This window comes from Mucilaginibacter sp. (genome assembly GCF_964263795.1).
In the GTDB taxonomy this organism is placed as follows: domain Bacteria; phylum Bacteroidota; class Bacteroidia; order Sphingobacteriales; family Sphingobacteriaceae; genus Mucilaginibacter.
In genome coordinates, this window is sequence record NZ_CAXVWK010000001.1 from 1 (window position 1) to 23,340 (window position 23,340).

The window sequence follows — 23,340 nt, forward strand, 5'->3', positions numbered from 1 at the left end:
GCAAGTAATAAAGCAATATATAGACGATAATAAACAGCGCCTGCTCGACGAGCTATTCGAACTGCTGCGTTTCCCATCAGTTAGTGCCGACCCAAAATATAAACCGGACGTTTTAAACGCTGCCAATTACGTAGCCAAAAAATTAACCGACGCCGGTGCCGATAATGTCGAAGTTTGCCAAACAGCAGGCTACCCTATCGTGTACGGCGAAAAGATCATTGATCCTGCCTTGCCTACCGTATTAACTTACGGGCACTATGATGTGCAACCACCGGACCCGCTGGAACTTTGGAAAACGCCGCCCTTTGAACCAACCGTTCGCGATGGTAAGATCTACGCCCGTGGTGCCTGCGATGACAAAGGACAATTTTATATGCATATAAAAGCCTTTGAGCTGATGATGCAAACCAACACCCTGCCATGTAATATCAAGTTTATGATAGAGGGTGAGGAAGAGGTGGGATCAAACAACCTGGGCATATTTGTAAAGGCAAATAAAGAGCGTTTAAAGGCAGATGTAGTGCTGATATCGGATACCTCTATGATCAGTATGGAGGACCCATCGCTGGAGACCGGCTTGCGCGGCCTGTCATACCTGGAAGTAGAAGTTACCGGCCCTAACAGAGATTTGCACTCCGGGGTTTACGGTGGTGCGGTGGCAAACCCTGCTACCATCCTGGCAAAAATGATCGCTTCCTTACATGACGACAACAATCATATCACCATCCCGGGCTTTTATGACGATGTTACAGAATTGACGGATACCGAGCGCAAGGAACTTAACGCTGCGCCTTATAACGAAGAAGAATACAAAACCGACCTGGATATTGCCGAGGTTTGGGGTGAAAAAGGTTACACCACCTTTGAGCGTACCGGCACCCGCCCTACTTTAGAAGTGAACGGCATTTGGGGCGGATACATTGGCGAAGGGGCTAAAACCGTACTGCCATCAAAAGCCAGCGCCAAGATCTCGATGCGGCTGGTACCAAACCAAACATCTGATAAGATCACTCAATTATTTACCGATCACTTTTTGAAAATAGCACCCCCTTCTGTTAAAGTTAAGGTTACACCGCACCACGGTGGCGAGCCGGTAGTTACGCCAACAGACAGCGTGGCTTACAAAGCAGCACAGAAAGCCATTGCCGAATCATTTGGCAAGGACCCGATACCAACCCGTGGCGGCGGCAGCATCCCTATCGTGGCTTTATTTGAAGCCGAGTTAGGTTTGAAGACTGTACTTATGGGTTTTGGATTGGACAGCGACGCACTGCACTCGCCGAACGAGAAATATGATATATTTAATTATTACAAAGGAATCGAGACCATCCCGTTGTTTCACAAGTACTTTGCGGAGTTGAGTAAATAAATATCTGAATCAGAATTTACAGGATTTTAAAATTTTCAGAATGCTCTATTTAAATTCTGTTAATCCTTTAATTCTGCAAATTCTGATTCAGACACTCCACTTTTCACACCCCTCCAAAAACGCCTTGTCAGCGTCTGCCCCGATTCCGATGGAATCGCTAATGTTCAGTTTGTAACCATCGTAAATTACGCCGCCAACACATGGGTCAACTAAATGGCCCAGCATGCAGGTATCCATATCATAAAATTGAATGTTAGGGCTGGCATATACAAAATGGAGTTTTGCGCTAAGGGCAATACGGCTTTCCAGCATCCCGCCCATCATACAGGGGATTTGATGCTCGGCAGCAAGATCATGGATTCTCTTTGCCTCCAGTATCCCGCCGGACTTTGCCATTTTAATATTAATGTAATGGCAGCTACCGCTGTTAATTTGCTTGCGGGCGTCATGGTGGTTATACACGCTTTCATCGGCCATGATCTTAACCGGCGACAGTTGCATCAGTTCGGGCAGCCGTTCGTCATACCAGGTGCGCATGGGCTGCTCACAAAACTCAATATCGTAATTACCTATCGCCTGCAGGGCAAACACCGCATCTTCATAGCGCCAGCCCTGGTTGGCGTCTACCCTTATTTTCATCTCCGGGCCAACTGCCTCGCGGATCTGCCTGATGCGCTCCACATCGCTTTCAGCATCTTTACCCAGCTTTACCTTTAATATGTTAGCGCCGGACGATTTGAATTCCATCGCCCTGGCTGCCATAGCTTCCGGTGTACTAATGCCAATGGTAATGTCACTTTCAACAACGTGCTTTTCGCCCCCTAAAAATTGATAAAGCGGCAACCCCGCTGCTTTTGCAGCTATATCATACAGTGCCATATCAAACGCACTTTTGATGGTGGTGTTGCCGGCAGCGGCGTCATGCAGTTGCTGCATACGGGCGGGGATGTCTAGGGCGTCCTTACCTACCCATAGCTTACCAAAATACCGCGCCATCACCAGGCAGGTATCCTGCGTTTCGCCTACGATCATCGGGAAGGCCGAGCATTCGCCTACCCCGTAAATGCCTGCATCGGTATGCACACGGATGAAAGCATTTTGCGCATGGTCCATTGTACCGGTGGCAATGGTAAAGGGCTCCATAGGTATGCTGAAACGATAAATATCTACGGAGATTATGCTGACAGGCTGTTTATTCATAGGAGTATGCTCATTGCTAATTTAAATAACTTTAATGGCGCCTTACTGTTTGACAAAGCCCTTTCAATTCAAACATCAAGCTAAATAAAAAAGTGTACAAAGGTTAACAAAGGTTTACACTTTTTCGAAAAAAAACAGCTTATATAACTGAATATCAATTTTTTGTGAAAAACGCGGGTTAACATGAAATCAGGTTATTTCAGCCAGCCTGATGATAGCACAAAATTTGCATCTTAATACATTAACCTTATATTTGCATTAGTACTTCGTACGCAATTCATTTCTGTTCTCCGGTTTTCGCCTTCGTTCCAGGTAACCGTCCATGAACCGGAAAAACTTTTCAAAAAGATCTTATTTAAATTTAAATATACATGGCATTAACAAATTTGCCTGGGGGGTTTGATTATAACTCTACCAGGAACAAACTTTTACTTACCGAATACGGCCGTAACGTGCAAAACATGGTGAAGTACATTGTGGCGTTACCTACAAAAGAAGAGCGCAACAAATACGCACAGGTAGTGATAGACCTGATGGGTTTTTTAAACCCGCACCTGCGTGATGTAGCCGATTTTAAGCATAAACTGTGGGATCACCTGCATATCATTTCTGATTTTCAGCTTGATGTAGATTCACCTTATCCAAAGCCAAGCCCGGAGGCTATACATTTAAAGCCCGAGCCGCTTAAGTACCCGCATCAGCGCATCAAATACAAGCATTACGGTAAAACTATCGAAATGATGATAGAAAAAGCTAAAAGCATTGAAGAGCCGGATCGCCGCCGCCACATGGTGCAGGCCGTTGCCAACTTCATGAAAATGGCTTATGTACAGTGGAATAAAGATTCTGTTGCCGACGAAACCATCCTTGCCGACCTTTATGCCATGAGCAACGGCGAGTTGAAGATAGAAGAGAATATCAACCTTAACCGGGTTGAATTCCGCCCGCAAAATTTTGGTACGCAAAACAATAACAACAACCGCGGCGGCCGCACCAATACTAACCAAAATAACCGTGGTGGCAGTGGCGGTGGTGGGCGTACCAGCAACACCAGTAACAACAACCCGCGTAACAACAACAACCAAAACAACCGCAACCGTAACAACGGTGGTGCTAAAAAATATTAAAGTCGTCTGGAGCGAGTTAGGTTTCGGTATCGGGTAGCCGGGTGTGAGTGCCCGGCTTAAAGCGCCCAAACCGTCGATTTGGGTTACAGGCTAGGGTTACTTTAACCTTTTAGCTTTTACCTGATATTGTACAATTATTTTTTAATCTTTGCTCCCGGTAACAGCAATTAAGTCGTGGTGCATTAACCATGATGGCATGAACTATCAACCATTAACCAACTATGAGAAACGCATTTGAGATACAGGGCGGTAAGAAGCTAAAAGGCGAGATCATCCCCCAGGGAGCCAAAAACGAGGCTTTACAGATCATTTCGGCCGTATTACTTACCGGTGAAAAAATGACCATCACTAACATACCTGATATTCAGGATGTTAATAAGCTGATCGACCTTTTGGGCGACATGGGCGTTAAAGTTGACCGTATATCGCGCGATACCTGCACTTTTGAGGCGAAAGAAATAGATCAGGACTTTTTTAATTCCGAAGCATTTAAAACAAAGGGCGGCGGCTTACGCGGCTCTATTATGATATTGGGCCCGCTGCTGGCGCGTTTCGGCAAGGCATCTATCCCTAAACCGGGTGGCGATAAAATTGGGCGCCGCCGTTTAGATACCCACTTCCTGGGATTTGAAAAACTGGGCGCACGCTTTGATTACAACCCCGAAAACGGCTTTTATAATGTAGATGCCTCTAACCTGCAGGGTACTTATATTTTGCTTGATGAGGCTTCTGTAACAGGTACTGCCAATATTGTAATGGCTGCCGTACTGGCAAAAGGTACAACCACCATTTACAACTCAGCCTGCGAGCCTTATTTACAGCAGCTTTGTAAAATGCTTAACCGTATGGGGGCTAAAATAAGCGGCATTGCATCTAACCGGTTAACTATTGAAGGTGTTACTGAACTAAGCGGTACAGAGCACCGCATGCTTCCGGATATGATCGAGATCGGATCGTTTATCGGTATGGCTGCCATGACCGGCTCAGAGATAACGATCAAAGATGTGATGTATGATGAGCTGGGCATGATCCCCGATGTGTTTAAACGCCTGGGTATACAGTTAGAGCGCCGCGGCGATGACATTTACATACCCTCACAGGATCATTATGAGATTGATACTTTCATCGACGGCTCGTTACTAACCGTTGCAGATTCGCCGTGGCCGGGCTTTACCCCCGATTTATTGAGCATTGTGCTGGTTGTTGCCACACAAGCCAAAGGTTCAGTCTTGATCCATCAAAAAATGTTCGAGAGCCGTTTATTCTTTGTTGACAAATTGCTGGATATGGGCGCTAATATCATCCTCTGCGATCCGCACCGTGCTACGGTTATCGGGTTAGATAAACAAGTGCAGCTACGTGGTATCTCCATGACATCGCCGGATATCCGTGCAGGTGTATCATTGCTTATTGCTGCTTTATCGGCACAAGGGCAATCAACCATTTACAATATCGAGCAGATTGAACGCGGTTACCAGAACATCGACGAACGCCTGAAAGCCTTGGGTGCCGACATTAAGAGGGTGTAAGGAATAATCCACTATAACTGGACACCGGATAATAAGGTTTCTAACCGACCTCATTATACAGTGCTCATAAATCGGTGTTTGATATCATTTCTTTTTCTCTATTTTTATCGCAGCCAAGTAAACCATCAAATGTCTTATAAAAACCGCAGATCTTCGTACTCTACGTTTATACTGATATTTGTTGTCATAAAGGTTTTGCTTAACATTTTGGCCATCGGCCATTTCGGGTTTAACCGTGATGAGCTGCTGCACCTGGTTTTAGCTGATCATTTAGATTGGGGGTATAAAGAAGTGCCGCCTTTTATAGCTGTTTTAGCTAAGGTGACTTTATCGTTTTTTGGTTACTCCGTATTTGCAGCCCGCATTTTTTCCACCCTTGCCAGCGGCCTCATTATCTGGCTAACCGGCCGTATCACGGTTGAACTGGGAGGGCGCAGATTTGCCATTACTTTGGCTTGTTTAGCCCTTATCTTTTCGCCGGCATTTGCAGCAAGCGGTTACCTTTTTCAGCCGGTAGTGTTCGATCAGTTGTGGTGGGTAGTTACCGTTTGGCTATTTACCAAATACTTAAATACTGCCGATGTGCGCTACCTATATTGGCTTGGTGCGGCTGTAGGTTTAGGTATGCTAACCAAATACACCATGGTGTTTTTCACCGTATCGCTGATAATTGGTATCCTGATCAGTAAAGAGCGTAAGTTGCTTTTCAACAAGCACGTTATCATATCGGCAGGTATCACTGTCCTCATTTTCTTGCCCAACCTTATCTGGCAATTTGCGCATCATTTACCGGTTATACACCACATGAAAGAACTGCGCGAGCAGCAATTAAATTATGTAAAACCAAGCGACTTTATCATCCAGCAATTGCTGGTAAACGGCACAGCATTATTTGTATGGCTTACGGGTTTTGCTTACCTGCTGTTATCGTTCAGGTTGCGGCGGTTCAGATACCTGGCTATTGCTTACGTATTGATCTTTTTGTTCCTGCTGCAGATGAACGGTAAAACTTACTACCTGTTTGGCGCCTATCCGATGCTGTTTGCAGCGGGTGGTTTCGCATTTGAGCGGGTGCTTAAACGTAATTACATCATCCTGCGAGTCACCGCTATTTTGCTATTTGTAATACCTAATCTGTTACTGCTTCCTTTAGTTTTACCAATACTCTCATTAGATAAAACGGTTGCTTTCTTTAAATCGACACAAGCCCGGCTGCCCTTTTTAAGCTTTATAACCAAGTGGGAAGATCAAAAACAGCACCCTTTAACACAGGACTACGCCGATATGCTGGGTTGGGAAGAAATGACCCAAAAAGCAGCACAGGCTTATCATAGCTTAACCCCCGAGCAACAGAAGAACGCCCAGATTTTTGCCGACAATTATGGCGAGGCCGGGGCCTTGCACCATTTTCACAAAAAATACAATATGCCGGATGTGGTAAGCCTGAACAGCAGCTTTGCCTTATGGGCACCGGATAATTTGAACGGCAAATACATTATCTATGTGGATGATGATGACAATGTAGAAACCCGGTTGAAACCCCTTTTAGAAAGTTATCGCGTAACCGGCGAGGTACTCACACCCTATGCCCGCGAAAAGGGCACGCGTATTTACCTGCTGGTAAACCCATCGCCCAAACTGAATGATGTGTATAAAGGTGAACTGGAGAAGAAAAGGCTGAACTAAATGAATGATACGCTTCCAGCTTAAGTCAGCTGAAAGCTGACACCACGCTTAGTCACAAGTTGAAAACTCGCGACAGCGGGGATATAATTAGAAAAAGCACTTATTCATTTCGTTTATAAATTCTTTATCGCCCACAGGATAGCCTGACAAGGCTCGCAACACAGCATCAATATCACATTTTGGGCACAAAGCTGTCTTTCCTCTTGGATCATCCACATCAACCCATTCTGTAATTTCCGAAGGTATAAAAACTGATTGGCAATAAAAACAGCTGCACTTTTCGCTTGCCAATATTTCAGTTTGATGAAAAATAGAATGTTTATGGGCCGCTTTTAAATATTCTTTCGAGTAAATTGACATAATAGCAAATTTAATCTATAGACGCTTAATATCGCATCTACACATTAAAACCTTTCCGCTTTACCTTTCACCTCCCTAAGCCGATATAGCGTTAATAATATCATATTGGGTAATGATCTCGATCTTGCCGTTATCATCCTCAACTAAAACGGCTATGTTATCTCTATTGATCATGCCCGAGATCTTATCTATAGGTGTATTTAGATCGATGAAAGGGAAAGGCGCCGTCGAGATGCTTTTTACCGGCTGCGATTTGATGCCCGGGTTTTCCATTAGCGAATCGAGGATGTCACTTTCAGTGATCTTGCCAATTACCATGCCTTTTTGCGTAACCGGTATCTGGCTGATGTTTAGTGATTTAATGGTATTTATCGCCTCAAGCACACTTTTTTCGCAATCTATAGTAACAATTTCCTGATTTTCTTTCTTGCTGATGATATTGCGGGCTGTGAGCTTTTCTTCTTTCAGGAAACCACGGTCGCGCAGCCAATCGTCATTGTACATTTTACCCAGGTAACGGGTACCATGATCAGGAAAGATGATCACTACAACATCACCCTCTTTAAACATGTCCTTCATTTGCAGCACACCCGCAACAGCCGAGCCGGTTGAGTTACCTGCAAAGATCCCTTCTTTGCGCGCAATTTCGCGTGTCATAAGGGCAGCATCCTTATCAGTTACTTTTTCAAAATGATCTATCAGGCTAAAATCAACGTTTTGCGGTAAAAAATCTTCACCGATTCCTTCTGTGATATACGGATATATCTCATTCTTATCAAATTCGCCGGTTTCTTTATACTTCTTAAAAACCGATCCGTAAGTATCGATACCTAAAACTTTTATATCCGGGTTCTTTTCTTTTAAAAAGCGGGCCGTACCAGATATGGTACCCCCTGTACCAACGCCAACCACAAGATGAGTGATCTTCCCTTCGGTTTGCTCCCAAATCTCGGGACCGGTACTTTCGTAATGCGCCTGCGAATTGCTCAGGTTATCGTATTGGTTAGGCTTCCATGAATTGGGCACCTCTTTCTCTAAACGCGACGATACCGAATAATAAGAGCGCGGATCTTCGGGCTCAACATTGGTAGGGCATACAATTACCTCGGCACCAAAGGCACGCAAGGCATCAAATTTTTCTTTCGATTGCTTATCGGTACTGGTGAATATACACTTGTATCCTTTGATAACAGCTGCAATAGCCAGCCCCATACCCGTATTGCCCGATGTACCTTCAATAATGGTACCGCCGGGTTTAAGCTTACCGTTTTTCTCGGCATCCTCAATCATTTTAAGGGCCATGCGGTCCTTAATTGAATTGCCGGGGTTAGTGGTCTCTATTTTAGCTAAAACCGTCGCAGGGATGTCTTTAACAATCTTATTTAGTTTCACCATCGGCGTATGGCCTATGGTTTCCAGTATGTTATTGTGCCACATAGTTTATAATCTACTTAGCCTGTATACAAAACAGGCTACCGGTCAAAATTAGCAATTATTATTTGAGTAGCCCTTGTTAAAACATTTAAGAATTGTCAGGAAAAAAGAAAAGCGCCCGGGTTGCCAGGCGCTTTCTTAGCCGGACTAACCGGATAAAATAATTAACCGTAAAGTTCCGGCTTCTTAGCGCTGTTTTAAAACTTCAAGTGTTTAACAGTTAAGCCATTGTTGATCAATTGCTTTAGCGATTCGATACCTACCCGCAGGTGGGTTTCAACAAACTGGTTGGTTACGTTCGAGTCGCTCTCGGCAGTTTTAACACCTTCGGGTATCATTGGCTGATCTGATACCAGCAGCAGGGCGCCGGTAGGGATCTTGTTGGCAAAACCTGTGGTAAAAATTGTTGCTGTTTCCATATCTACAGCCATGGCGCGTAATTCTTTCAGGTATTTTTTAAACTCTTTATCGTGTTCCCAAACGCGACGGTTGGTGGTGTAGCAGGTACCTGTCCAGTAATCGCGAGATTGCTCGCGGATGGTGGTTGAGATGGCCTTTTGCAGCGCGAAGGATGGCAATGCCGGCACTTCGGCAGGCAGGTAGTCGTTTGATGTACCCTCGCCCCTTATAGCGGCTATAGGCAATATCAGGTCGCCTACGTTGTTCTTCTTTTTCAATCCGCCACATTTGCCCAAAAATATTACGGCTTTGGGGTGAATGGCGGTTAGCAGGTCCATTACGGTTGCCGCAACAGAGCTACCCATACCAAAGTTGATAATGGTGATACCGTTTGCTGTTACACTTTGCATCGGCTTGTCTAAGCCCATTATCGGCGCACCATCGTTCCAGTCAGAAAACAGCTGCAGGTATTTAGAGAAATTGGTGAGGATGATATACTCGCCAAAATCATCAAGCGGCCTGCCCGTGTAACGTGGCAGCCAGTTGGCTACAATAGCCTCCTTTGTTTTTAACCCCGATTTTACGGGCGATGTTACTTCTTTTACTTTCTTCCCGTCGTTTACGGGGGCATCTTTCTTTATATCTAATTCTTCATTCATATGCTTGTTAATTAAGCGGTTAAATAACCGCGGTGTGGTACAAAAACCTTTTTATACAGCAAACCCCGGTGAGTGCATCACCAGGGTTAAGATGTAATATACAAAAATAACTTTAAACTACCAAATTAATGTTAAGCTACTTTTAATTTTTTAAGATCACTCTTCTCAAATTTCTCCTGCGCATAATCTAATGTAACGCTCAGGCGCTTCACATCTTTTTTAGACGGGAACTCGAACATGGCATCGATCATGATAGCTTCGCAGATAGAACGGAGGCCACGGGCACCTAATTTAAATTCCATTGCCTTATCAACTACAAAATCCAAAACTTCCTCTTCAAACTCCAGCTTTACGCCTTCGTATTCAAACAATTTTTGATATTGTTTAAGCAAAGAGTTTTTAGGCTCCGTTAAAATATTGTGCAGTGCTTCCCTGTCAAGCGGGTTCAGATAAGTAAGTACCGGCAAACGACCGATCAACTCAGGGATCAACCCAAATGATTTCAGATCCTGCGGAGTGATATACTTGTACAGGTTTTTCATATCCACCTCGCCATCGTTACCTTTTAATTTGTAACCTACGGTTTGGGTACGCAAACGGTTAGCGATCTTCCGGTCGATACCATCGAAAGCGCCGCCACAGATAAACAGGATGTTGCTGGTGTTCACCGTTATCATTTTCTGATCGGGGTGTTTACGGCCACCCTGAGGCGGTACGTTTACCATAGTACCTTCCAGTATCTTTAACAGGGCCTGCTGTACACCTTCGCCGCTTACATCACGGGTGATGGAAGCATTGTCGCTTTTGCGGGCAATTTTATCAACCTCGTCAATATATACAATACCGCGTTCGGCTGTGTTCACATCGTAATCTGCAGATTGCAATAACCGGGTAAGGATGCTTTCCACATCCTCGCCTACATAACCGGCTTCGGTAAGTACGGTAGCATCACAAATACAAAACGGTACGTTAAGCACTTTAGCAAGCGTTTTGGCCAGCAGGGTTTTACCTGTACCTGTTTCGCCCACCATAATGATGTTCGATTTTTCTATCTCTACCTCATCCTTATCAATACGCTGGTTTAAGCGTTTATAGTGGTTATATACCGCTACCGACAATACTTTTTTAGCATCGTCCTGACCGATGATATATTGATCCAGATGGGTTTTAATTTCGGCAGGCTTAAGCATAGCAGGCGCTGCAGGTGACGCTTTTACTTTGCGCACCTTCAGTTCCTCTGCCAGTATCTCATTAGCCTGATTTACACATTTATCACAAATATGCGCATCAAGCCCTGCTATCAGCATCAGGGAATCCTGTTTACCTGCTCCACAAAACGAGCACCTGATCTCCTTGCTGTTCTTGTTCATCTGCTTATAATTTATCTAAAATAATTATTTGTTTCTATATAACAAAGTACTTCAACGTGTTAAAATACAATGGTATAACACCATAATTACTTATTGTTTGTTTCCTCTTAAAATTTCATCAACCATACCAAATTCCTTGGCTTCTTCAGCAATCATCCAATGGTCACGGTCTGATGCATCCCAAACGCGCTGGTAATCAGTACCGCTATGGTCTGCAATGATCTGGTACAGTTCTTTTTTCAGTTTAGTGATCTCGTGATAAGTGATCTCGATATCAGACTGTTGCCCCTGTGCACCACCCGATGGCTGGTGAATCATCACCCTTGAGTGCGGTAAAGCCGCGCGCTTACCTTTTGCTCCTGCTACCAATAAAACAGCGCCCATTGATGCTGCCATACCGGTACAAATTGTTGCCACATCGTTAGATATAAACTGCATGGTATCATAGATACCTAAACCTGCGTAAACAGAACCACCCGGAGAATTGATATAGATCTGGATGTCGCGTTTACTATCTGCCGACTGTAAAAACAGCAATTGGGCCTGGATAATGTTTGCAATATTTTCATAAATGGCATCGCCCAGAAAAATGATGCGGTCCATCATCAAACGCGAAAAAACGTCCATCTGTGCTACGTTCAGCTGGCGCTCTTCAATAATGTAAGGCGTCATACCGGTTGGGGTATAAATACCGCTTGGGGCGGCCTTACGGTCGAAATTTGAAAGATATTTATCTACATGGAGGCCGTTTAAGCGGTGATGCTTAACAGCGTATTTACGAAATTCATTTTTATCGATATTACTACTCATGATATGTGTTTTTTATAATGTATGCTTAGGTGTCGGCATAAATATAGTTTTAAGTTGAATAGAAATTAAACTATAAAGTTTGCCCAAAGTAAAAATTATTAGCGCCGGGTAAACGGTATATAAAACAAAAGCATTTGCCGCGGGGCAAATGCTTTTGGTAAAGTATATGTCAGGAAATCCGAATTAGTCTTCCAGTTTGTTAAAATCAGAGAACAGCATATCTTTTTTATCCAGGGTGATCACACTTTTAACATAATCAAACACCTTAACTGCTTTTACTTCTTCAAAGATCTTGTTTGCGTTCTCTTTATTTTGCAGGTATTGTACTGTGTACTGGCCCAGTTGCTCTTCTGTAAGCGCCTGTTGGCTATACATACGGAACTGCTGGTCTAAACTTGCTTTTGCGTAAGAAAAAACCTCGTCATACTTAATGTCTATGTTAGCCGCTTTGATCAGTTTGTTCTCAATCAGCGTCCATTTAAGGTTTTTAGCAAAATCTGCGTAACCGCCCTGCAATTCTTCTTCGGTAAGTTTTTCATTAGTGGCTTTTAACCAGCGTTTCAAAAACTCATCGGGTAACTGAAAATCAACTTTGCTTAAGCTATAGTTGTAAATGTCGTTCTGCAGTTTGCGTTCTGCGTCCTGCTTCATCATGGTTTCCAGTTCCTCGGTGATCTTCTCTCTAAAACCTTCCTCGGTAGTAACTGCACCTTCACCAAATAATTTGTCAAAGAACTCTTGGTTCAAATCGCCTTCTTCTAAACGGTTAATGTTTTTTACCGTTAATTTAAAGTTCGATTTTAAATCAGCCGCTTCTGATTCTTCAATCTTTAATAAACCTGCAACTTTCGCTGCATCGTTATCAAAGGCTTTGTTGATGTCAAAAACTAACTCGTCACCTTTTTTTAAACCGATCAATGATGCCTTTGTAGCCTCATCCTGTATCTGATCTAAACGTACAGATGTTGTGTTGTTAATGCCTTCATCAAAAACAGAACCATCCGGCGAAAGCTGCGCTAATTCTGCATAAAGCACATCGTCATCTGCCGATACGTCAGGATTTGTCATCTTGCCATAGCTTCTGCGGATGTTTTTGATACGCGATGCCAGCGTTTCGTCATCAACCTTAATTTCGAACTGGGTTAATTTATCTTTAGAGGTAAAGTCAATATCAAATTCCGGGGCCAGGCCAACCTCGTAGCTAAACTCAAAGTTGTCGTTAAAATCCCAGTTAAACTGTTGTTTATCATCTTGCTTAGGCAAAGGCTGTCCTAAAATCTCCAGCTTTTCTTCTTCTAAATATTTGTTCAGCGTGTCAGAAAGCAAATTGTTGATCTCATCAACCAGGATGCTTTTACCATACATTTTTTTGATGTGCGCAACCGGAACCATACCCGGGCGAAACCCTGGCAATTTTGCTTTTTTAGCTTGTTCTTTCATTGCTTTCTCAACCTTTGGCTGGTAATCCTCGGGGTTGATGTTGATCTTAACAACTGAATTCAGGTTATCAATTTTTTCCTGTGCTATATTCATTTTTTTACCGCGTATTTTAAACTTGTAATTATGCCCGGCCTGCAAAGCAAGCCGGGCATTTGAGAGGTGCAAAAGTACGAATATTTTTGAATTTTTTTCTGCCGGCTTTATGAAGTTATCGCTGATTGCCAACACTTATAAACAACAAAGCACCCGCCATACGGCCGGTGCTTTACAAATAACCCCGACGGATTAATCTATCTTCTCGACAGATGATGCCCCCGATTTATCTTTATTAATGCTTGACGGGTTACCGCGATATTTAATGTCTGATGAGCCGCTGGTATGGATATCAAGGCTGTTTAACACATTTATTTTGCACTCGCTGGCGCCTGATGATTCAATGGAATACTTACCTACCACAAAATCAAGCGCTTTTATATCGCTGCTTCCGCTTACATCTATACTATGTGATGCTGCCTGGCCTCTTAAAATGACTTCGGTGGCGCCGCTACCTTCTGTACTTACGTTGGCTGCAGATAAGTCCATGTCGATTTTAGTTGAACCCGACAGATCAAAATGCAGGTCTTTTACATTAATGCGTTGGGCAGCAATTACTTCAACAGCTCCGGATGCCTCTATTTCTTCCAGGTTGCGCACGCCGATAGTTATGGTGATCTCTTCACTTCCGCACAACCCTTTACGGCTGTCAATTTTAAGTTTTCCACCCTCTACCTCAGTGCGGATACGCTTCATTAGGTTATCATCTGCATGGATAATCACCTTCATTGAACTGTCCTGCACCAGTTTCACTTTATAGCCGCCAGATACATCTAACCTGGTAAAATCGGTCATTGTACGGGTTTCGGTAACCATTTTGCCCGATCCGCGGATACAACCAAAGCGGCGGCACGATGACAGGGTGATTATGAATATTAATGCTGATAGTGATAAAAGTAAGGTCGACTTTTTCATGATGGTTTTGTGAGTTTGACTACGGTTAAAGATATGAAGTTACAGTTGAAAAGTAAAAAGCCGTTCACAAGTAACGGCTTTTGGTAAAGGTGATATGGTTTTAGGTTGTTTTTACAAGTTAGCCAATTCGGTACCCCTGTACTCGGGGCTGCTGATCAGTACGGTTGTTGAATTTGCAGCTGCAAAATCTTTTGTATTGATGTTGGCTGACGAAGTATATTTTAAGCAGTAATCGTTCACCGTGCCGGCCAGTGTAGCCTTTGCATTATCGTTAACAGTTACGGTTGCGCGGTAGGCATCGACATTTAAATTGGCAATGGCGTTGTTATAAAGGTTAACATCCAACTCGATTTTTGACAGGTTGCCAAATGACTTTACTTCGCTGTTATCATAAGCAGTGATGGCGCGCAGATCATTAGCGGTTACCCAAACCACCAGCTTTTGGCCGCTGTATGATGATATGCGCAAAACGCCATCGTTGCTTTGTACCAAAGCGCTCTCTGAATAATATTTGTTGTAAACTTTTACCTGGTCGGCGCTACCGTCAGATACATAAAGTTCAACGTTTCCGTGAATTTCGATCTTGTTGATCTTGCTGATGTTTGTTAAAACGGTGCTTACTTCTTTGTCGTTATTGTTAGTATTTGCGTAAGCTGAATTGCTGGTTACCACTGCTAAAGATACGATAGCGAAGATGGTTGAGATGATTGTTTTCATGATATTAATATTTTGATTTTCAAGTAATTGTATGTTGTTAATTTAAATACACTTATAAGACGACCCCAACTAAGAAACGTTACAGCCGTTTCCGGCTTAATAGATGTAAGGCAGGATAACCTCGGTAAACAACAGAAATACGTCGGCGAAAAGCGGCGGCAAAAGATTCGGGAGAAGGGTTGGATATTAAGAACAGGGAACAAGCCGGCAACAGCGTACAAAATGTGAGCATCGGCAAACAAGCTAATCACCTATAATAGGTAATATGGAACAATCTTGTTACAAAGTGGCAAAGTTCAAATCACTGATAATTAATTAGTTGTAAATAATCACTGTGTTACCTGGCGTGAACGTGAACACCGTGAAGACGGTGCAAATAAAAAAGCCCCCCGGTTAACGGGAGGCTTTAGAATATATGTTGAACTTTTGCAAAAGTAGTGCTTACAAATTCGCTAACTCAGTTTTAGGCTGAACTGCGATTGGATTGATCTTGTTAGATGCATTTTGTGCAACAAGCTGGGTTTGATTAACCGAAGCAGATTGCTCCTGCACCAGGTTATATTCAGTAACGTTACCGGATAGGTCGGCTTTAGCGCGGTCGTTAACCGTTATGTTAGCATTATAAGCATCCAGGTTAAGTTTTGCAGATGAGTTATTGTTTAATGTCACATCCAGTTTAATCTTAGACAGGTTACCAAAAGATTTCACCTCGGCGTTGTCATAGGCGGTAATCGCGTTCAGCTCAGTAGCGGTTACCCAAACAACCAGTTTTTGATCGGCGTAAGATGAAATGCGCAATACGCCATCTTTGCTTTGCACCAAAGCGTTTTGCTCGTAGTATTTGTTGTAAACTTTTACCTGCTCGGCAGTACCGTCAGATATATACAGTTCAACGTTTCCGTGGATTTCGATCTTATTGATCTTGCTAACGTTAGTAAGGATAGTGCTGCTGTTATCGTCGGCGGTACTTTTTCTATCTGCTGCGAAAGATGATGTTACAGTGCCTAATGCTAAAGTGATGATGGTTGCTATTGTTAAAAATTGAGTTTTCATGATATTATTTATTGATTTTGAGCTTTTTGTGTTTTTTAATATTTTTTAAATACATCCATATGACGCCCCCACTTTTAAAACGTTACAGCCGTTTCGGGCTAAATAGATGTACAGCCTGTTTATATCGGTGAACAGCCAAATTACTCCGGCGAAAAAAGAAAAGATTTTTTTAACAGACGATAAAGCAGGTCACCACGGGAGATAATGCAGCAATCTAAGAGGCTCGATTTGATCAGTGCTTCGTTAGTAATGATAGAGGGATGAGTCGTCGGTGGATGTTACTTATTACTGGCCTATAAATAATAATTCTCCCCATCCGTTTTGATCTTTCCGGCATCCAGTAGCAGGCGGATAGTAGCGATCTTTTCTTTTTCAGTCCCAAGCTTGATACCTGTCATTAATGAATTGAGAGATTGATGATCGGTTGTGAGCAGCTGAACAATTTCGTTAGTAATATCGTCAAAGATATCATCGGCGTTTTTTTGACGGCGCTCTTCCAGGCAAATATCGCACACGCCGCATTTTTGCGCGTTGGGTTCGTCAAAGTAGGATAACAACATTTGGCTGCGGCAGCGCCGGTGTTCGGCATAGGCAAAAACCGCTTCTATTTTTGTAAGATAATTTAACTTGCGCTGCTCAATGTAAGCCTTATTAATGTATAGGTTACTGGCATGCTGCCTTGCCTTTAACCACGTTATTTGTGGTTTGTCTGTTTGCGGCAGGTAACTTAACAGGTTAAAATCCTGCAATTGTTTTAAGCCGTCGATCACTTGCTGTGTGTTAAGGCCCGTACGGCGGGCAAGGTCGAACTCTTTTAAGCGCACATAGTTTTCAAACGAACCACCGTAGCTGCGCAGCAAAGTTTTTACAAAAGCGTCCCAGCCGGGGTTTTGGATCTGAAAGTTGTAAAGCTCTTCATTAAGCACTTCGAACCTGAAACGCGATGGCAGGTAAACGCTTTCATTGAATGACAGGTACTCGTCCTGCTCTAAAAACTTCAACGCGTTGATCGTTTTAATAGCATCTAACTGAAACCGGCTGCAAAACTCGCCCAGATCAAGATCAAAACTTGCACCTTCACCAGCCTCATAGGCTAGCTGGCAATAGTTACCTAAATGATGATATATGGTTTTGATCTCGTCCACTGATGGAAAGTTCAGCTGAAACTTCTTCTCTTCCCTGATGCGGTCAGCGTGGTTATAAAGTAGTACCCCGTAAGTGCGTTTCTCATCCCTGCCGCCCCTGCCTGCTTCCTGGTAATAAGCCTCCAGGCTTTCGGGGATATCTTTGTGGATTACAAACCGTACATCAGGCTTATCAATACCCATCCCAAAAGCATTGGTAGCCACAATAACACGGGTACTGTTATTTTTCCACGCTTCTTGTTTGGCGCTCCGTTCATCTACAGGCAGGCCGGCGTGGTAATAATCGGCCTTAATGAAATTCTCATTATAAAACTTAGCAATTTCAAACGTTTCCTTTCGGCTGCGTACGTATACAATTCCACTGCCGCTAATGCCGTTGGCTACATCGAGCAATTTTTTCAGCTTATTTTCGGTTGTTTGTACTACATAGCGCAGGTTACGGCGCTCAAAGCTTTTTTGATAAACCACCTGGTTTTTAAACAGCAGCTTTTCCTGAATATCCTTCCGTACCTGTGCTGTAGCGGTAGCCGTAAGCGCAATAACCGGCACATCCGGATGCAGCTGACGCAGATCGGCTATCTTCAAGTACGATGGCCGGAAATCATACCCCCACTGCGAGATACAGTGCGCTTCGTCTATCGCAAATAAGTTTACGTTCATGTATTTGATCCGTTCGCGCACCAACTCGGATGCCAGTCGTTCGGGCGAGATGTACAAGAACTTTATAGGCCCGTAAATGCAATTATCTAAAGCAATATCCACCTCGCGCCTGCCCATCCCAGATACAATGGCCATCGCCTCGATGCCTTTGGCTTTCAGGTTTTCTACCTGATCTTTCATCAGCGCGATCAGCGGCGATACGACAATACAAATGCCCTCTTTGCCCAGCGCCGGCACCTGGAAACAAACGGATTTACCGCCGCCGGTTGGCAGCAAAGCCAGGGTATCGCGCCCCTGCAATACCGATGCAATGATCTCCTCCTGCATCGGCCGGAAATTGTCATGTCCCCAATATTGTCTGAGTATTTCGCGTGGCGCCATTGTGCTTTACAAAAAAAGCCCGGCAAGCGGGCTTTAAGTAATATTTAAACTAAAAAAGATCTATCTCTTATTGATATCTGTGTAATTCCTGTCAACTGCACCGACGTAGATCTGACGCGGGCGGCCGATAGGCTCTTTATTGGTTTTCATTTCTTTCCATTGCGCTATCCATCCCGGTAAACGGCCCAATGCAAACAGCACGGTAAACATTTCGGTTGGGAAACCCAGAGCGGTATAGATAATGCCTGAATAAAAATCAACATTAGGGTAAAGCTTGCGTTCCACAAAGTAAGGGTCGCTTAAGGCAACCTCTTCTAACTTCTTGGCAATTTCAAGCGTCTCATCATTAATGCCTAATTTCTCCAAAATATCATCGCAAGCTTTTTTGATGATCTTGGCACGCGGGTCGAAGTTCTTGTAGACACGGTGGCCAAAACCCATCAGGCGGAAAGGATCATTCTTATCTTTCGCTTTAGCAACCCATTTATCAACGTCGCCGCCATCTTCTTTGATCTGCTGCAGCATCTCTACCACAGCCTGGTTAGCACCGCCATGGAGCGGGCCCCATAACGCAGAGATACCTGCAGATATCGAAGCATATAAATTAGCATCAGACGAGCCTACGATACGGACAGTTGATGTTGAGCAATTTTGCTCGTGATCGGCATGCAGTATGAGCAATTTATTCATTGCGCTTACAACAACCGGGTCGATGGTTACCTCTTCGGTACGCTGACCAAAGGTCATTTGCATAAAGTTGGTTACGTAATCGAACCTGTTTTGCGGATAGATAACCGGATGGCCTAATGACTTTTTATAGATCCAGGATACGATGGTGCTCATTTTAGCGATCAGTTTGATGATCTCCAAATTAACCTCATCGGCGGAAAGTCCTGGTTTAAGCGATGCCGGATTGAAGGCCGCTAATGCACCTATCAATGATGACAACTGGCCCATTGGGTGCGAACCTGAAGGGAAGCCGTCAAAAAACTTCTTCATATCCTCATGCACCAGGGTATGCCTGCTAATTTCTAATTCAAAGCTTTTCAGTTGCTCGGCAGATGGCAGTTCACCATAAATAAGCAGGTAAGCAACCTCAATAAAGGTAGATTGCTCGGCCAGTTGCTCTATAGGGTAGCCACGATATTTTAATATACCAACTTCGCCGTCTAAAAAAGTAATAGCACTTTTTGTAGCACCTGTATTTTTATAACCTATATCTAATGTAACATAACCGCTTTGGTCGCGCAGCTTCGAAATATCGATTGCCTTTTCGCCCTCGGTACCTTCAATAACAGGAAGATCGTACGTTTTGTCACCAATTTTTAATTGTGCAATATCAGCCATAGAAAAAATAGTATTTGCAACAAATGTAAATAAATCTGCGTATTAATGCTCGTTTAGATGTATTTACTATTTGTAAACTTGTTATTAACTGTAGATGCTTTTTTACAGTATATTGTTTGGTGAAATTAAAAAAAATACATTTGAGGCATGGCCCTTAAAGATAAAGCGCAGCTCCCGGTCGAAAACGACGAAACTATTCACAGGCTGTTGCTAATCGGGCTGTTTATTGCCGCCCCTTCCCTGCATTATTTATGCTTTGATAATAATTACGACCCGGTATGGCTGCGTGCTGTTAACTGCGGTCTTTGCGTTATAGCGCTAGGCATGTCGTACCTTAATAAAAAGCTATACACTTACTGCTTGTACGTTGCAATAGGTGCCTACCTGATCATTAACAACGGTATATTATTAAGCGTTAATAATTTTGCGCACGTTTATCTATTTAGTGCCCTTACTATATATATCGCCTTAACGCTGTTTTGTAAAAAACAATGGCAGTTTATCACCATCGAGGCGCTGAACACCCTGATAGTAACGGTTGCCTACCTAGCTGCGCCGGCTCAGCTTTCTTCGCCGCTGTTACTGGGCGTATTGCTTGCTGTATTCGCGCTGATCACCTATGTATCTTACCTGGTAATGGTTAGTTACCAGCAGCAGTTTAAAAAAGCCATTAACCGGGTTTTACATTTGAATGAGTCGTTACGGAAAAGCCAGGAACAGCTGCACGCTCTTATCAGCTCTGTTAACGATACAATTTTCGAGTTTGACGAAAACCGCATTTGTGTAAACGTTTGGTTTGGCCCTAATACACCTACCTACTTAACGCCCGAAACCTTTCTGAACAAAACCCTGATAGAGGCTCTCGGTGCGGAAAAGGCAAAGCCGTTTAACGAAATTTACGAATTCGTTTTAAAGTACAAACGGCCCAGTATAGTTGAGTTTCCGTCAATATATGACGAACCTGGATGGTTTATGGCGAAATCATCGCCTGTTATCGACGTTAACGGCAATTATACCAGGCGGATATCAGTCACAGTAACTGATATAACCCAGCAAAAAAAGCACGAAGACGAACTGTTAGAACATCAGAACCTTTTACAGCAGGCACAAGAGATTGCAAAAACAGGTAACTGGTGGTATGACAACAGCACAAAGGAGCAGTTTTGGTCAGAAAATATTTATAATGTATTAGAGATCATTACTATCCCCGAGGGGATGACCAGGTTTGAATACTACATCAGCCTGGTACACCCGGACAATCTGGAAAAAGTTGCGCAATTCTTTGCTAACATCAGCACGAAAACTGAAAGCAGCCTGGATCACAAAATGATCACCCCAAAGGGAAATATCAAATACATCAGGATTTTGCGCGGCAATTTATACTTTGACGAAGACGGCAAACTTAGACGGGTAGTAGGCATCATTCAGGACATAACCGAATCCCGCATGGCCGAAAAAGCCGTAAAAGTTAGCCAAAAAGAATTGTTAGAAGCACAGGCAATAGCTAAGATAGGTAATTGGAAGTGGGACAGCGCTACCAACATCCTTGCCTGGAGCGATGAAGTGAACGCTATTTACGAGGTTGATAATGCTGAAGCAGTAAAATCAAGGCATGGCAAACTGCTGCTAAAGTACATTCACCCGGACGACCGATACATCATCAAATACTTTTTGGACCAGCCCGACAAAATGGGCCAATCTTACGAGTACCGCATTATTACACCAAAGGGTAACGTTAAACACATCAGCGTAATATGGGGTAAGGTGATGACGCGCGAGGATGGCTCGGTACGTAAAGTGATAGGTACACTGCAAGACATTACCCAGCGTAAACAGGCGGAAATTGACTACAAAACCACCGAAAATAAATACCGCCTGGTATTAGAGACCGTTAAGCTTGCAGCAATATCGCTGGATGCCGACGGCAAGGTTATATTCTGCAATAAATACCTTGCTAATTTGCTAGGCTACAGCCAAACAGAAATTCTGGGTATGAACTGGATGCAGCATTTTGTGCCCGAAGATCTGCGCGACTTTATGAAGAGCTGGTTTACCGATAATGCGGTTAAGGCACACTACGTAAACCCTGTTATTTGCCGAAACGGCGAATTGCGCACCATTAGCTGGCAAAACACCATCAGTTACGACGATTACGGCAACCTGAAAGGTACAACCAGCATTGGCGAGGACATAACCCTGCAACAGAAAGCCCGGCAGGAATTGATCATTGCAAAGGAGAAGGCGGAGCGCTCATCGCATTTCAAATCGGAATTCCTGTCCATCATGAGCCACGAGATCCGTACGCCTATGAACGCTGTGATAGGCACTACCAACCTGCTGCTCAGCGAAAACCCGCGCCCCGAGCAACTGGAATATTTAAACACGCTGAAGTTTAGTAGTGAGAACCTGCTGGCTATTATCAATGATATTTTAGACTACAATAAGATAGAGGCTGGCAAACTGCAGTTAACGCATGCCCCGTTCGATATTCACCAGTTAGCGCAAAACGTCCGCCAGTCGTTTTATGCGAAGGCGTTGGAGAAACACCTGGATATTGAATTACATTGGGACAGCAGCATTCCTGATTATGTGCTTGGCGATCAAACACGCCTGGGGCAAATACTGATAAATTTAGTTAACAACGCCGTTAAATTCACATCGGCGGGCAAGGTTACTATCGGCGTACAAAAAGAACAACAAACTGCCCGGGAGATTCTGCTTAACTTTAAAGTGATCGATACTGGCATCGGTATTTCGGCCGAGAACCTTGAGGTGATCTTTGATCCGTTTATACAGGAAGACCAGGCAATTAACCATGAATATGGTGGCACAGGCCTGGGCCTGGCCATTACCAAACGCCTTATCGACTTACATAAGAGCAGCATACAAGTAGTAAGTGAATTGGGTAAGGGAACGCAATTTAGCTTCTCGATACTATTTGATCTGGCGGAAGTTACACCTCCCGCACCGGAAGTTGTGACACCAGTAAACGTACCTATGGACCTTGCAGGGATGAACATCCTGGTGGTTGATGATAACCGGATGAATATCATGATTGCCGCAAAATTCCTTAAGAAGTGGCAGGCTAACGTAGACGAAGCCGTAAATGGCCGTATAGCGGTAGAAATGGCAAGCGGCAAGGTTTACGATATGATCATTATGGACCTGCAAATGCCTGTGATGGACGGTTTCGAGGCAACGGCTATTATTAAATTGCAGTACCCGGATATGCCGATAATTGCATTTACTGCTGATGCCATGCCCGAAACGCACAACAAAGCTTTTGATGCAGGCATGTGCGATTATTTGACCAAGCCTTTTGTACCCGACGTACTGTTTGAAAAAATAACCCGTCACCGCAGGATTGCGGTGCCTGCAGATGGATTATAAGATTTAAAGTCGCGTTTAATCTTCTTAGTTCGTTCGGATCGCTTCTACAGGATCAAGTCTCGAGGCAAACCATGCCGGCACAATACCCGAAATAATCCCGATGGCTACCGATATACCGATACCAGACAGGATATTGTTGATATCAAGCACTATCTGTATATCTGCCGCGGCCTTTACACCAAACGTGCCCAGGTAAACTAAAAGCAGCCCCATGGCACCCCCCATCACGCAAAGCACTACCGATTCTATTAAAAAT

The 23,340-nt window shown here is 43.7% G+C and carries 18 protein-coding genes; 5 read left to right on the forward strand and 13 right to left on the reverse strand.

Features of this window, described 5'->3' with window-relative positions:
* Nucleotides 1–1,369, forward strand: a 1,369-nt coding sequence (locus tag ACE5CV_RS00005; protein ID WP_374948093.1) for a dipeptidase, incomplete at its 5' end; no start/stop codon positions are given.
* Nucleotides 1,370–1,456: 87 nt separating this feature from the next.
* Here the strand turns inward: ACE5CV_RS00005 and ACE5CV_RS00010 are convergent.
* A complete protein-coding gene (locus tag ACE5CV_RS00010; protein ID WP_374948094.1) occupies nt 1,457–2,569 on the reverse strand; it encodes a mandelate racemase/muconate lactonizing enzyme family protein in 1,113 nt (370 codons plus the stop codon).
* A gap of 371 nt (nt 2,570–2,940) precedes the next feature.
* On the opposite strand from ACE5CV_RS00010, the gene ACE5CV_RS00015 reads away from it, so the two are divergent.
* The 3 genes from ACE5CV_RS00015 (at nt 2,941) to ACE5CV_RS00025 (ending at nt 6,911) form a co-directional block, all read left to right on the forward strand.
* Nucleotides 2,941–3,696 (forward strand): DUF4290 domain-containing protein, encoded by a 756-nt coding sequence (locus ACE5CV_RS00015; RefSeq protein WP_374948095.1) that lies wholly within the window; start codon nt 2,941–2,943, stop codon nt 3,694–3,696.
* Between the two features lie 221 nt (nt 3,697–3,917).
* On the forward strand, nt 3,918–5,225 hold the full coding sequence (gene murA / locus ACE5CV_RS00020) for a UDP-N-acetylglucosamine 1-carboxyvinyltransferase (RefSeq protein ID WP_374948096.1): 1,308 nt from the start codon (nt 3,918–3,920) through the stop codon (nt 5,223–5,225).
* 129 nt (nt 5,226–5,354) lie between these two features.
* Nucleotides 5,355–6,911 carry an ArnT family glycosyltransferase gene (locus ACE5CV_RS00025; protein ID WP_374948097.1) on the forward strand — a complete coding sequence of 519 codons (1,557 nt, stop codon included), beginning with the start codon at nt 5,355–5,357 and terminating at the stop codon, nt 6,909–6,911.
* An 87-nt stretch (nt 6,912–6,998) separates the two neighbouring features.
* Here ACE5CV_RS00025 and ACE5CV_RS00030 read toward each other — a convergent pair whose 3' ends face one another.
* The 11 genes from ACE5CV_RS00030 to ACE5CV_RS00080 all read right to left on the reverse strand — a co-directional run bounded on the left by ACE5CV_RS00030 (nt 6,999) and on the right by ACE5CV_RS00080 (nt 19,694).
* On the reverse strand, nt 6,999–7,271 hold the full coding sequence (locus ACE5CV_RS00030; RefSeq protein ID WP_374948098.1) for a hypothetical protein: 273 nt from the start codon (nt 7,269–7,271) through the stop codon (nt 6,999–7,001).
* A 75-nt stretch (nt 7,272–7,346) separates the two neighbouring features.
* Complete coding sequence (locus tag ACE5CV_RS00035; RefSeq protein ID WP_374948099.1) at nt 7,347–8,708, reverse strand: pyridoxal-phosphate dependent enzyme; 1,362 nt, start codon at nt 8,706–8,708, stop codon at nt 7,347–7,349.
* Nucleotides 8,709–8,902: 194 nt separating this feature from the next.
* Nucleotides 8,903–9,763: an AMP nucleosidase gene (locus ACE5CV_RS00040; RefSeq protein ID WP_374948100.1), complete on the reverse strand. Its 861-nt coding sequence runs from the start codon at nt 9,761–9,763 to the stop codon at nt 8,903–8,905.
* A 131-nt stretch (nt 9,764–9,894) separates the two neighbouring features.
* A complete protein-coding gene (gene clpX / locus ACE5CV_RS00045; RefSeq protein WP_374948101.1) occupies nt 9,895–11,133 on the reverse strand; it encodes an ATP-dependent Clp protease ATP-binding subunit ClpX in 1,239 nt (412 codons plus the stop codon).
* Between the two features lie 90 nt (nt 11,134–11,223).
* On the reverse strand, nt 11,224–11,943 hold the full coding sequence (clpP, locus tag ACE5CV_RS00050) for an ATP-dependent Clp endopeptidase proteolytic subunit ClpP (RefSeq protein ID WP_374948102.1): 720 nt from the start codon (nt 11,941–11,943) through the stop codon (nt 11,224–11,226).
* A gap of 183 nt (nt 11,944–12,126) precedes the next feature.
* Nucleotides 12,127–13,476, reverse strand: coding sequence for a trigger factor (gene tig, locus ACE5CV_RS00055; RefSeq protein ID WP_374948103.1), 1,350 nt, complete (start codon nt 13,474–13,476; stop codon nt 12,127–12,129).
* Nucleotides 13,477–13,668: 192 nt separating this feature from the next.
* Nucleotides 13,669–14,391, reverse strand: coding sequence for a head GIN domain-containing protein (locus ACE5CV_RS00060; protein WP_374948104.1), 723 nt, complete (start codon nt 14,389–14,391; stop codon nt 13,669–13,671).
* Nucleotides 14,392–14,502: 111 nt separating this feature from the next.
* Nucleotides 14,503–15,108, reverse strand: coding sequence for a GIN domain-containing protein (locus ACE5CV_RS00065; RefSeq protein WP_374948105.1), 606 nt, complete (start codon nt 15,106–15,108; stop codon nt 14,503–14,505).
* A 441-nt stretch (nt 15,109–15,549) separates the two neighbouring features.
* A complete protein-coding gene (locus tag ACE5CV_RS00070) occupies nt 15,550–16,161 on the reverse strand; it encodes a GIN domain-containing protein (protein WP_374948106.1) in 612 nt (203 codons plus the stop codon).
* A gap of 293 nt (nt 16,162–16,454) precedes the next feature.
* Nucleotides 16,455–18,347: an ATP-dependent DNA helicase RecQ gene (locus ACE5CV_RS00075; RefSeq protein WP_374948107.1), complete on the reverse strand. Its 1,893-nt coding sequence runs from the start codon at nt 18,345–18,347 to the stop codon at nt 16,455–16,457.
* Between the two features lie 60 nt (nt 18,348–18,407).
* A complete protein-coding gene (locus ACE5CV_RS00080; protein ID WP_374948108.1) occupies nt 18,408–19,694 on the reverse strand; it encodes a citrate synthase in 1,287 nt (428 codons plus the stop codon).
* A gap of 147 nt (nt 19,695–19,841) precedes the next feature.
* Here ACE5CV_RS00080 and ACE5CV_RS00085 point away from each other — a divergent pair, with 147 nt between their 5' ends.
* Nucleotides 19,842–23,084, forward strand: coding sequence for a PAS domain S-box protein (locus ACE5CV_RS00085; RefSeq protein WP_374948109.1), 3,243 nt, complete (start codon nt 19,842–19,844; stop codon nt 23,082–23,084).
* Nucleotides 23,085–23,108: 24 nt separating this feature from the next.
* Here ACE5CV_RS00085 and ACE5CV_RS00090 read toward each other — a convergent pair.
* Nucleotides 23,109–23,340: ABC transporter permease (locus ACE5CV_RS00090; RefSeq protein WP_374948110.1), on the reverse strand; the 232-nt coding region annotated here is incomplete at its 5' end.